At 60.1% G+C, this 12,369-nt stretch carries 13 protein-coding genes; 10 read left to right on the top strand and 3 right to left on the bottom strand.

Annotated elements, in window-relative coordinates:
• Positions 1–453 (bottom strand): nuclear transport factor 2 family protein (locus C0456_RS18430; RefSeq protein ID WP_291055340.1); only part of this gene is annotated, 453 nt, incomplete at its 3' end.
• Between the two features lie 120 nt (positions 454–573).
• Here C0456_RS18430 and C0456_RS18435 point away from each other — a divergent pair.
• The 10 genes from C0456_RS18435 (at position 574) to C0456_RS18480 (ending at position 10,898) form a co-directional block, all read left to right on the top strand.
• Positions 574–1,647: a TIGR03857 family LLM class F420-dependent oxidoreductase gene (locus tag C0456_RS18435; protein WP_067399264.1), complete on the top strand. Its 1,074-nt coding sequence runs from the start codon at positions 574–576 to the stop codon at positions 1,645–1,647.
• Positions 1,647–2,774 (top strand): phosphotransferase family protein, encoded by a 1,128-nt coding sequence (locus C0456_RS18440; protein ID WP_067399267.1) that lies wholly within the window; start codon positions 1,647–1,649, stop codon positions 2,772–2,774. Before C0456_RS18435 ends, C0456_RS18440 begins: the two co-directional genes overlap by 1 nt.
• 42 nt (positions 2,775–2,816) lie before the next feature.
• Positions 2,817–4,241: a hypothetical protein gene (locus tag C0456_RS18445; RefSeq protein ID WP_067399270.1), complete on the top strand. Its 1,425-nt coding sequence runs from the start codon at positions 2,817–2,819 to the stop codon at positions 4,239–4,241.
• A 236-nt stretch (positions 4,242–4,477) separates the two neighbouring features.
• Positions 4,478–5,713, top strand: coding sequence for an acyl-CoA dehydrogenase family protein (locus C0456_RS18450; protein ID WP_082744226.1), 1,236 nt, complete (start codon positions 4,478–4,480; stop codon positions 5,711–5,713).
• A 57-nt stretch (positions 5,714–5,770) separates the two neighbouring features.
• Entirely contained in the window at positions 5,771–7,150 is a 1,380-nt protein-coding gene (locus C0456_RS18455; RefSeq protein WP_067399277.1) for a Rieske 2Fe-2S domain-containing protein, read from the top strand.
• 38 nt (positions 7,151–7,188) lie between these two features.
• A complete protein-coding gene (locus C0456_RS18460) occupies positions 7,189–7,755 on the top strand; it encodes a 3-phenylpropionate/cinnamic acid dioxygenase subunit beta (protein WP_082744227.1) in 567 nt (188 codons plus the stop codon).
• Between the two features lie 71 nt (positions 7,756–7,826).
• Positions 7,827–7,997, top strand: coding sequence for a hypothetical protein (locus C0456_RS18465; protein WP_291055357.1), 171 nt, complete (start codon positions 7,827–7,829; stop codon positions 7,995–7,997).
• Positions 7,981–9,066: a cytochrome P450 gene (locus tag C0456_RS18470; RefSeq protein WP_291055360.1), complete on the top strand. Its 1,086-nt coding sequence runs from the start codon at positions 7,981–7,983 to the stop codon at positions 9,064–9,066. Before C0456_RS18465 ends, C0456_RS18470 begins: the two co-directional genes overlap by 17 nt.
• A 132-nt stretch (positions 9,067–9,198) precedes the next feature.
• On the top strand, positions 9,199–10,509 hold the full coding sequence (locus C0456_RS18475; protein WP_291055363.1) for an MFS transporter: 1,311 nt from the start codon (positions 9,199–9,201) through the stop codon (positions 10,507–10,509).
• Positions 10,509–10,898, top strand: a complete 390-nt coding sequence (locus tag C0456_RS18480) for a VOC family protein (protein ID WP_067399283.1) — start codon at positions 10,509–10,511, stop codon at positions 10,896–10,898. The genes C0456_RS18475 and C0456_RS18480 overlap by 1 nt, the downstream gene beginning before the upstream one ends.
• Here the strand turns inward: C0456_RS18480 and C0456_RS18485 are convergent.
• Together C0456_RS18485 and C0456_RS18490 are read right to left on the bottom strand one after the other, a co-directional pair.
• On the bottom strand, positions 10,879–11,751 hold the full coding sequence (locus tag C0456_RS18485) for a MaoC/PaaZ C-terminal domain-containing protein (protein ID WP_067399286.1): 873 nt from the start codon (positions 11,749–11,751) through the stop codon (positions 10,879–10,881). The two genes, C0456_RS18480 and C0456_RS18485, sit on opposite strands and share 20 nt — an antisense overlap.
• A partial coding sequence (locus C0456_RS18490) for an alpha/beta hydrolase (RefSeq protein ID WP_291055370.1) occupies positions 11,748–12,369 on the bottom strand: 622 nt, incomplete at its 5' end. The genes C0456_RS18490 and C0456_RS18485, both read right to left, overlap by 4 nt.

Consider the following 12,369-nt stretch of genomic DNA (forward strand, 5'->3'; position numbering starts at 1 on the left):
TTGATGCATATCGACGTGGAAACGTGACAGGCGAAGCGAAGCGATCTTCCATTCGCCATCCACGCGACGATAAGTCTCGTGATACTGCCCATATCCGGTGATCGAGCCGACGCCTTCTAAAGGTGATCTGCCCGGCTGCCATACAACCCGATCCTGCATGGCCCATACCGCCCGGGCAGTGTCCGGGCCGGTGAGTTCGACTTCGGGCGTGTGGACCTGGTGACTGCTGGAAGCGTGATCCACGGCGAAGCGAACCTGTGCGACGATTGCCTCCACGCCCGTAACGGGATCCATGCCGGTATCTTCGCGCACGTCCATCGTGGCATCAGCGGTGAAAAGATTGCCAAATCCAGCCCAGTCCTTTGTATCCAGGAAACGACAATAGCGTGCCTTTACGTCCTTGATCGCTTCCTTTGTCTGCAGATCGGCAAGACCATGTGTAGTGGAATTCATGATTACCTCCAAGAATGGCGAAGCTGGCAGTGCAGAAGAAGAGGCTTGCCTGCCTTTGGGAAGGTTGCGAACCGCCTTCCTGGGTTGACTTAGGGCCACTAGAACAATGGAGAGTTCAAAATGACGGAACCCGGTGCACAAGCGCTGTTCGACAAGTTCGGCACCTATATTCTGCCCGGTCGGGTCGATGATCCGCGTCGCGGCATTGAAGAGGCGCAGGAGGCGGAGAGGATTGGTCTTGGCGCGGTGTGGATTTCCGAGCGCTTCGCCCTGAAAGAGCCTGCGGTGCTGGCAGGCGCGGTTGCCGAAGCGACCAGCAAGATTCGTATCAACGGCACGTTCTATCCCACAATGCGTCATCCGCTGGTTACAGCCAGCATCGCCAACATGATGCAGGCGATGAGTGGTAATCGCTTTGGTATCATGTTCGCGCGGGCTGTGCCGGCCTACATGAAGATGATGGGCGCGCCGGCTATCACGATGGAACGACTGGCCGATTACATTTCGATTTACCGTCGCCTGTGGGAAGGCGAGACGGTTTCCTACGAAGGCGTGCTGGGCAATTTTCCCACACTCAAGCTGACCGATTTCCACGATGGGCCACGCCCTCCGGTGATCTTCACCGCGATCGGTCCGAAGAGCCTGGCCTTTGCGGGCGAGCATTGTGATGGTGTGCTGTTGCATCCATTCGTATCGCCCAAAGGCGTGGCAAACAGCGCTAGGATCGTGCGAGAGGCTGCCAAGAAGGCAGGTCGCGATCCGATGTCGGTGCGGATCTACCATAATATCATCGTGGCGCCTGACTTGCCGAAGGACGAGGAAGATGCCGTGGTGCGCGGGCGCGCCATCACCTATTTCGAGCTCCCCGGCTTCGGCGACCTGATCGTGGAGATCAACGAGTGGGACAAGGCCGTGCTGGACAAGGTTCGTGCTCATCCCAAAATCGCTTCCCTTGACGGGAAGCCCGCAGACCAGGCCTATACGCGCCAGGAACTGGTCGACGTGGGGCAGCTGTTGCCGCAGCAATGGATCGATGAAGGGGCAGCCGTGGGCTCTTCTGCGCGCTGCGCAGATCAGCTTATGGATTATCTGGATGCAGGGGCGGATGAAATCCTCCTGCATGGTGCCGCGCCCAAGGACATGGGGCCGCTGACCCAGGAACTGAAGCGCGCGCTGGCGCAGAGGGCCGGCTGATGACTCCGTCGCAAGTTCAGCAGCGCCTGCGCGACTGGCTTGAAGCCAATGTTGAAGGGTGGCGCGATGTGCAGATCCAGCCGCTGAAAGTCACTACCGGATCGGGCTTTTCGGCGGAGATCTTTTTCGTCGACGTGCAGTACAACGATGCCAAAGGCGCGCAGAGCAAGACGTTGGTGGTGCGCCGCCAGCCGCAGGATCACGAGGTCGTGTTTGGCTCCAGCCTGGAGCTCCAGGGGCAGATGATCGCGGCGCTTGATGCGTTGGGGGCGATCCCGGTGCCCGACTGGATCGGGATGGAGCTCGATCCCGCGGTGCTGGAAATGCCTTTCATCGTGATGGGACGGGTGGATGGCCATGCGGCAACGCAGAACCCCAATTACAACAAGGCCGGCTGGCTGGCAGACATGACGCCTGCCCAGCGCGCATCCACCTGGCGCAATGCTGTAGAAGCCTATGCCGGGATGGCCAGCATAGACTGGCAGGGCGACGGTTTCGCCTTCATGGCGCGTCCTGACTGGGGGGAACCGGGGCTAGACCAGTACCTAGGCTATATCGAGGCGTGGTATCACGGGTGCCGCAAGGACCGCGAGATGCCCTATGTCGACACCGCCATCGACTATATCCGTAAGCATCAGCCGCAGGATACTTCGGTCAATGTGCTGTGGGGCGACAGCACGCCTTCCAACGTGATGTTTGCCCCCGATGGCAGGGTGAACGCGCTGATTGACTGGGAACTGGCGGCCCTTGGACCGGCAGAGCTTGATCTTGCATGGTGGCTCTATTTCGATGATCTCTTTAGCCGCCGGTTCGGTGTCGAGCGGCTCGAAGGCTTGCCCACGCGAGACGAGACAGTGGCAATCTGGGAAGCGGCCACGGGCCGCAAGGCCCAGCATCTCGATTACTACGATATCGTGGTAGCCTTGCGCATGGCGCTGGTGGCTGTTGGCGCCTTTGACCGGCAAGTGGCGATCGGCAATATCCCGCCCGAAAACCTCTCCATCAACGCCAATTTCATGACGCTTTACCTTGCGGAACGGCTGGGCATGGACTTGCCCGAACTGGGGCCGGATTTCTATGCGTTCATGAGCAAATTGACGCCCGTTGACGAGAAAAAGCAAAGTTAGAGGCGGCGATGCTGGCCCACGAGGCCAATCCGGGAGAGTTTGATGATCAAGCAAGCCGATGCCACCTTGCCTCGCGATCCTGCGACTGAAGAGGCCGCCATTGCCGCCTGGCTGGAGAGGGAGCTTGGCTGTAGCGAAGTCACCATCCGGCGGATGCATCGCTGGCGCCCCATCTATGAGGCCGAAGCTGTCCGCGACGGCAAGCGTGAACGCTATTTCCTGAAGGGCGAACGGACCTGGCCGACGCATCCCTATCCACTGAAATACGAATGTGATGTGCAGCGCGTGCTATCGCAAAGCGGTATTCGTGTGCCTGAAATCGTTGCCTGGATACCTGACCCTGCAACTATCGTAATGGAGTGGGTTGAGGGCGGGCGTGATGCTGGCCTGATCCAGCAGGCCATTGAAAGCGGTTCGCAGATGACCCCGGATCGCTGGCATGCCAGCCTGACTTACATGGATCGACTGGCCGAGGTGCACGCCATCCCGGTGGAACGCTTCGTGGCCGCCGGTGCAGAGGCTCCAAGCGACAATGCAGACCTGATGCTGGCCAATTTCGAACGGTTCGATGCAATGGGCCGCGATGCCGGTATTTCCGACCCCTTCCTAGTCTTCATGGGTGACTGGCTGCGGCGCAAATGTCCGCAAAATCTGGCTGGTTCAGCGTTCCTGACCGGCGATTGCGGGCAGTTCCTTTCCGATGGCCCGGAAGTGACCTGTCTGATGGATTTCGAGATCGGTCACATCGGAGATCCGATGCGTGACCTTTCCTGTTATCGCGGGCGCCACCCGATCGAGAACATGGGTGACCTGCCCGCCTTGTTCGAACGCTACGCCAAGTCATCAGGCACCCCGATCGACTGGCACGGCATGGCCTTCCACACTGTCGCCTTCCTGACTGAGGCCTATTACGGTCCGCTGATCGGCTTGCACGATGAAGGGCCGGGCGGGGACTGGGTCGAGAGCTTTGTGCAAGTGGCCATCATCGGTCGCCGCGCGCTGGAGGCTCTGGCAGAGATGGAGGGCATCGCGCTGGACGAGATCGCACTTCCCGAACCGGAGCAGACACCGCTGGAAGACCTGGCGTTGGCGCGGCTATCCGCTGAAATCTCCCGCTTACCGGACCATGATCAGATGCAGGGATGGCAGCGCAAGGTGCTTGGTTCCCTGCCGCAGATGCTTGCAAATATCGGCCATTACAGTCGCTGGCGCGACGACAGCTATCTGGCCGATATTGCCGAACTGACCGGGAAAGCATGCGGCGGCGTGGCCGATGCCGACCAGTCGTTGCAGGGCTTCATCGCCAATGCTGGCCCGCAAGACGATGCAGCGCTGGTACGTATCCTGCATCGCAAGCTCTTACGCGACTGCCTGATTATCGCCGGACCGAACGCTTCGGCCGATCATATCGCGTTGGCTAAGATCGAGCCTGTGCTTCACCTGGCAAAAGAGGCCCGGGCCGGCTGAGAATCCCTCGGCGGGAGCCGAGATTCTGATACCGCCATTCTGCCAGGAAAATAATACTTAAGCCTCGCGCATCAGCGAGGTGGCGGAGCCATCTTTGCGCCATGAAAAAATTTGCGAGTGACTACGCAAATTTGACCTGCGTCAAACCTCCCCCTCTCGAATCACATTATACAAAAGACACATAAAGTGTTCAACTAATTCGCTCGTCAAAGACGGGGTGGAGAGGGATCGGAGCGATGGCAACCCAATTGAAAACTGCGCCAGCACGAGATTTCGCAGGCTATAACATTGCGGCGGAAAAAGAGATGGTTGGCCGCGCGCGTGAATTGCAACCCTTGCTGTTGCAACGCGCCTCCCATGGCGATGAGCACGGTGTTCTGCACCCCGACGTGTTCGATGCACTGACCGATGCCGGTTTCTGGGCCATGGCCGCGCCACGGCGCTGGGGCGGGCTGGGCACGAGCGCACGTGCCATGTCTCTGGTGGGATACGAACTGGCCAAGGCAGATCCCTCGGTCGGCTGGGTCTACACCGTTCTTCACGGAACCACCTGGGTAGCCAGCCTCGGCCCCGATGCTTTGCAGGAAGCCATCTTCGGTTCCGGCACCGGGCACCCGGTGATCTGCGGCATCGCCAACCCTCCTGGAACCATGGAAGAGGTTGACGGCGGTTATGTGATCAATGGCCGCTGGCCCTATTCCTCTGGTTCGGCGCATGCCGGCTGGGCGCAGCTAGGCGTTGGCTATACCAAGCCCGATGGCAGCCCCGGCGGTGGCTTCGCCTATCTGCGGCGCGAGCAATATACTATCGAGAACACTTGGCACATGCTGGGCATGAAAGGCACCGGGTCCAACACTATCGTGGCCAAGGATGCCTTCATCCCGCGCGAACAGTTCTACAACGTGGCAGAGCTGGGCATCGGCGGACACGAGGAGGGTAAGTGCCATGTGGGTGAGCCATCCGACTACTGGCCGTTCATGCCATTCCTGCGTGCCACGGCCCATGCGGTGGTGGCAGGAGCTGCCGCCGGCATCATGGACCGGGTGATTGAGGCATCGCACAAGCGACCCATCGTCTACACGTCCTACAAACGCCAATCAGACAGCGTGATGATGCAGGGCGAGCTGGGCAAGGCTGCGGCCAAGATCTCCGCTGCCGAGGCGCTGACCTTCAAGAACTGCGATCTTGTCGATGCGGCCGGGCTGGCACATGAACACCTGACACCGCAGCAACGGGCGCTAAGCAAGGGTGAAGGCTCGCTCGCGGTCTCGCTTCTCAACGAAGCGATCGAGGAGCTGATGTTCCTAGCCGGTTCCAGCGCATTTGCGGACTCCAACCCGATCCAGCGCAACTATCGCGATGCATCCTTCGCCATGCGCCACGTCGCGAACCTGCCTTACGTTGGATACGAAATTCTCGGCAAGTCGCTACTCGGCATCGAGCCGAACATTTCGCTTCCCGATTTTATCTGACCCCCGATTATCTGACCCCCGATCAAGAACCACTGATCACCAGAGAGGACTTGAACCATGAAGATGGAAGCCCGCGATGCCTATCTGAAGCAGGCCATGTCGCAGTTCATCGATGTCGAGAACCGCGAGGTTTCGGTTGCCGCCCTGCATGACCAACAGCTTTACGAGCTGGAGCTGGAGAATATCTTCGCCAAGGCTTGGCTGATGATCGGCCACGACAGCGAAATTCCCAATACCGGCGATTATGTCGTGCGCCTGATGGGCGAAGATCAGGTGATTGTGGCGCGCGCAGCCGACGGCCAAGTGCACGTCTCGCTCAATGTCTGCCCGCACCGCGCCATGCACGTCTGCCTGGCCGATTCCGGCAACGCGCGGGTGCACAAGTGCATCTATCACGGCTGGGCCTTCCGCCCCGATGGCAGCTTCATCGGTGCGCCGGTGGAACGGGAACAGATGCACGGCAATATCAAAACCAAGGAGCAACTTGGGCTGAAGAAGGCGCGGGTGCAGGTCTACGGCGGACTGATCTTCGCAACCTGGAACCATGACGGCCCCGACCTTGAGGAATGGCTGGGCGACATGAAGTTCTATTTCGACATGCTGTTTGACCGGACCGACAAGGGCCTTGAAGTCCTTGGTCCGCCGCAACGGCTGACGATCGACGCCAACTGGAAGACGGCAGGCGAACAGTCGGCGTGCGACGGCTTCCACACGCTGACCCTGCATGGATCGGTGATCGATATCGGCGCAATGGGCGGCGAAAGCGATACGGAGCACGAAAGCGCCCCCGCCATGTACGGCATCAACCTGTCGGGCAATGGGCACTCCCTGCGTTGTATCCCTGCCGATACCAGCTGGTCGCTGGCACACGGCAAGGGTGATCTGACCCCGGAACAGCGGCTGGAGGCGTTCCCGCCGCCGGGCATCACGACGGAATTGTTGCCCGAGCTGAAAAAGAACATGTCGGCAGAGCAATTGCATGTGCTGGCTAAGGCGCCGCCCGTGGTTGGCGGGATGTTCCCCAACATGAACATCCTCTTCATCTACAGCCCGCTGCGGGACGGCACGCTGGGCGCGGCACTGGTGTTGCACACGATCATGCCCAAGGGACCGCACCATTTCGAATGGACGACCTATTACTTTGCCGAGCGTGGGACGCCCGACCACGTGAAAGAAATGATGCGCGCCGCCGCCACGCACGGAACGGGCACCTCTGGCATCATCGAACAGGATGACAGTGACACCTGGCCACATATGACTGAAGCCGCACGCGGCGTGATCGGTCGCACCGAAACGCTCAAATACCAGGCCATCCTGGGCGAGAATCGTCCGGCAGACTGGCCGGACAAGGCCAAGGTCTACGAAGGGTTCGGCAAGGACGATGCGCAATGGGAATGGTGGCTGGCCTACCACAAGCTGATGACCGCATCGGCCTGACGCGCAACGTACCACCAATCACCGAGAGGAAAGATCCAATGTCCCTGACTGTTGCCATACAGACCCTTACTCGCGAGGACGAGCGCCGCGAAGAGGTGCCTTACGGCTCGCCTGTCTACAACAGCGTCGTCGGCTTTCTCATCAAGGAAGCCCGGTTTCTCGATCATCGCCAATTCAAGCAATGGGGCGATATCCTGGCCGAGGATCTTGAATACAAGGCTCCCGTCCGCATCACGCGCCGGGTGCAGGGCTTTGATGACGAGTTCGGCACGATCGGGCACTTCGATGATGACTACAACTCGATGATGGTGCGCCTTACCCGCCTGACCACGACTAGCAATGCCTGGTCCGAAGACCCAGCCTCGCGCACACGCCGTTTCGTCACCAACGTTTCCGTTTGGGAAACAGAGAATCCCGACGAGTACGAAGTACTGAACTACCTCTTCTTGACCCGCAATCGGGCAGAGTCAAAGGATTACAAGCAGTTGAGCGCGGAGCGCTATGACCGCTTGCGGATGACGGCGAATGGCTTCCAGCTGGCACGCCGGTCCATCCTGGTCGATCAGGTCGTGCTGGGCATGCCCAACTTCGCGATCTTCCTTTAACTGAAACTACGGTTTCGCGGAGAAGCCCTAAGTCGCTTGTGATGGATATCGACCGGACCATACCGACCCACGTGCCCGAAGACCTTATCAGGGACTGGCCCTTCCAGTTTGGCACAATCTACAAGGGCAATCCCTATGTCGATCTGGTCGATCCGCTGCTGCGGGAAGCGCCGGAGGTCCTTTTATACCCGCGATGCCTATCCTGGCGGGCAGCCAGCATGGATCGTGCGACGCTTCGATGACCTTTCGGCGATCTACAAGGACAATGTGAACTTCCTGAACAAGGGATTTGCGCCTTTTGCCATGCTCAGCGGAGGCAACTGGAACCTAGTGCCCGCAGAACTCGATCCGCCACAGCATGGTCGCTATCGGGCTATGATCTTCCCGCTCTTTACTCCCAAGGCAGTGCGCGCGCCGGAAGAGAAAGTCGCCAAATATGCCAACCACTATATCGATCGTTTCAAGGATCGCGGCCATTGCGAACTTATGAGCGAGTTTGCGTTTGAATTCCCAATCAAGGTTATCCTAGACCTTATCGGCCTGCCGCAGGACATGACCGATCAGTTCATGGCTTGGGAGACAGACTTGCTGCACGGCCACGACCTGGAAACGATTGCGGCTGCCACACGGGAGGTGGTCAATTATCTGCGCGCCGCGATCGAAAACCGGAAGCGCAATCCGCGCGAGGATCTTTTGACCTTCGGCGTCAATGCCAAGATGGATGGCTGCAAGATGTCGGATGACGAGGTTCTGGGCTTTGCCTTCAACCTGTTCATTGGCGGGCTTGATACTGTTTCGACCAATCTTGGCTTGCAGTTCTGGCACCTTGCGACGCATCCGGATGACCAGGCCAGGTTGCGCGCCGACCCTTCGCTGATCACCGATGCCATCGAGGAAATGCTGCGCGCCTATGCAGCGGCAAGCACTTCCAGGACGGTGGCAAACCCGGTTGAGGTGAACGGCGTTACTATGATGAAGGGCGACAAGGTGATCATGTCCACCACCTTTGCCGGGCGTGATCCAGTCGCATGGGAACACCCGGAAGAAGTGCGGCTGGACCGCAAGCTGCAGCACGTCAGCTTTGCCACCGGCCCGCACCTGTGCCTTGGCCTGCATCTGGCGCGGCGAGAGATGAATTTCGCAATCCAGCGTTTCCTGGCGGAGCTGCCGCAGTTCCGACTGGCTCCGGGGGGCGGAAATGGAATTCCACCTCGGGATGATCCAGCCGCTCAGCCTGTCGCTGGTGTGGGATGCCTGAAAGCGCCTGAGGATGCTCCGGGCCTGACCAAAGACAGGCTTTTCCCGCCGTGATCCTGCCAGAACGGTCTGGCCCTGAATCCAGCATTGCGATAACCGCAATGCATGGGCTCCGGGTTGGGTGGCCGCAGCCGCCCTTGTCGCGTTCAAGGGCATGGCTGTCGGAATAGGCGGAGAGACAGAACAATGGCGAGCACGCCGCGCGAAATCATCGATGAAGGCAAGCTGGGCGGATGGCAGATCGCTACGCTCGGCATGACGATTCTGCTCAATGCGCTGGATGGTTTCGACGTCATGTCGATCAGTTTTGCGGCACCGGGCATTGCCGAGGAATGGCAGGTGCCGCAGGATGTGCTTGGCTGGGTGCTTTCGATGGAACTGATCGGCATGGCCGTCGGCTCGATCCTGTTGGGCGGCATGGCCGACAGGTATGGCCGGCGCCCCACCATCCTTGGTTGCCTGTCGGTGATGGGCATCGGCATGCTGATGGTGCCAAGTGCCACGGGCGTTGAACAGCTTTCCGCATGGCGACTGCTGACCGGGCTGGGCATCGGCGGCATGCTGGCCGCGCTCAATGCCACCGTCGCGGAATTCTCGAACGCGCGCTATCGCAGCCTTGTCCTGCCGCTGATGGTGACAGGCTATCCGCTGGGTGCATTCTTCGGCGGAATGATGGCTGCAAGCGTGCTGGATGCAGGCGAGTGGCGCGGGGTGTTCCATCTGGGAGCGGGTTTGACCATTGCGGCCATCCCGCTGTCTTACTGGCTGATCCCGGAAACGCCAGACTGGCTGTCCCACCGGCGCCTACCCGCCGCCTTGCAACGGATCAACAAGACTCTGCACAGGTTCGGTTTGCCGCAGGCCGAGGCCCTGCCTGAAGCGGTCAGCCAACAGCAGCGAGGATCGCTGTCCGATATCTTCAAGCCGCCGCTGCTTTCACGCACGGTGCTTCTGACGATCGCCTACCTCACACATGTGACGGCTTACTATTACTTCGTGAAATGGATACCCAAGCTTGTGGTCGACATGGGTTTTGACCCTGCCTCAGGCGGGGATGTGCTGACCAAAGCGATGCTGGGCGGTGCTATAGGCGGCGGATTGCTGGGCGTGGTTGCGCTGAAGATCGGGATCAAGAAGGCCACGGTCATCGCCCTTGCCGGTGCCTTCGTAATGCTCAACGTGTTTGGGCGCGCTCCGCAGGATGTGGCCATGCTCGGCTGGATCGCCGGGGTTACGGCCTTCTTCTCCAATGCGGCGGCAGTCGGGTTCTATGCCTTGTTGGCCATGGCATTCCCGCCGCATGTGCGCGCGACTGGCACGGGGTTCGGCATCGGCTTTGGTCGAGCAGGGGCAGCCATGGGGCCTGCGTTGGCCGGAATCTTGTTCGCGCGGGGCCTCGATGTGGCCACGGTCTCGCTGATCATTTCGATCGGCTCCGCGATCTCGATCGTTGCCATCCTGCTGGTGCGGATAACGGGCAGCGAGCGGGCCACCTGATGGGCATCTTCACTCACAATTGTGTGGGCACCAATGATGTTGAGAGATCGGGCCGGTTCTACGATGCCTGTCTAGCGCCGCTGGGCATCAGGCGGCTGGGAGAATTCCTCGACCAGGGGCTGGCCTATGGCGATCGCGCGGCAGAATTCCTGGTCCTCCGGCCGATAGACGGCGAAGGTGCCATACCCGGAAATGGCGTGACGATCGGCTTCAAGGCACCTGACAGGCAAGCTGTCTCGGCCTTCCATGCTGCCGGACTGGCCGCTGGCGGCACCGATGCGGGTGCTCCGGGACCGCGCGGCGCAGTGCCGCACGCCTTCGGCACATACTTGCTGGACCCCGATGGCAACAAGATCTGCGCCTATTGCTTCAAGCCCCCGGCAGGCTGATCTTAGCAAACCCGTTATCGATTACGCATTGCTCAAGACCGTTGCGATAAGCACGGAAATGCAGCGTGTCGCCGTCCTGCCAGATATGCGTATTGATCGTGTCGCCGGGATACACGGGCGCGGTGAAACGCACGTTCATTTCGTGCAAGGCTGATGCAACGCCGCCGCATGCGGCGTGCATGAGCGCCCGCCCAACAATACCCATAGTGCCCAGCCCATGCAGGATCGGGCGCTCGAACCCGACCGAAGCCGCAGTCTCAGGATCGATATGCAATGGGTTCCTGTCGCCTGACAGGCGATAAATCGCCGCCTGCGCCAGGCTCGTGGGCAGGGAAATAGCGAAATCGGGATCGCGACCGGGGATATGCGAGTGTGGTTCCACCGGCAGGCTACGTTCACCGCCAAAGCCGCCAGCCCCCTTGACGAACCAGATTTCAGATGTTTCCGCCACCAGTACGCCGCTCAGCGTGCGCACTTCCTTCCTGGCTCGGATCAGGGCAGGTTTTCCCGGCCCCTTGTCAGCCAGGCCAGTCACCCTAGTGGTGCCGATCAGGGTTCCAGCAGATTCGAGCGGGGTGTGGATCTTCAGCCGCTGTTCGCCGTGCAGGATCAATAGCCAGTCCAGCCCGCTGCCCGGGTCCATCGCCCAGAAACCCGGCGTACCCAACACAAGTGCCATGGTCGGCAAGACCTGCAGGTTACGTTCGAACACCAGGCTGGTTTCGTCGATCTCGCTGGCAAGCCCGGCGCCGACGCCTAACGCATAGATGATCACATCGCGCGGGTCGTAATCGTCCTGCGTCTGCGGAATCCGATAGGAAAGCAGCTTTTCGGTATCGAGCGGTGCAGTCAACGAACTAGGGCCTTCTTCAGTGCATTCAAGCTGTCGCGGCGCGAGCGCATCGTAACTTGTGCTTCGGCTGCCATTTGAAATCCGTGGAAGCAGCCGGGATAGACGATCAACTCCGTTGGTACGCCCGCGCGGAGCAGTCTTCGACAATAATCCACGCACTCGTCGACAAACAGATCGAGCGCGCCGACAGCGATAAAAGTTGGCGGTAGGCCTGCAGGGTCGGTTGCCCTCAGCGCAGAGGCGTAGGGGGTTGAATTATCGCTGCCCAGATAGGCCTTTCGGCAATAGGCGCTGGACTGCCGGGTCCAGACGAATTCTCCGGTGAACGGATTGGCTTCCGCGCCTTCATGAATTCGATCATCAAGGCGCGGCGCCTCCAGCAGTTGAAAAGCGAGCTGAATTCCCCCTTCATCGCGTGTCATCAGGGCAAGGCATGCCGCCATAGCTCCGCCTGCGCTTTGTCCGGCCACTGCAATGCGTCTCTTGTCGATCCCCAGTTGCTGCGCCTCGCCATGAAGCCAGCGCAGCGCATCCTCCGCATCCTCCATCGGGCCGGGGAAGGGGGTTTCGGGTGCCAGCCGATAGTCGACAGACAGCACGAGGCAATCCAGCTCAGCT

Source organism: Hyphomonas sp., from assembly GCF_013823385.1.
In the GTDB taxonomy this organism is placed as follows: Bacteria; Pseudomonadota; Alphaproteobacteria; order Caulobacterales; family Hyphomonadaceae; genus Hyphomonas.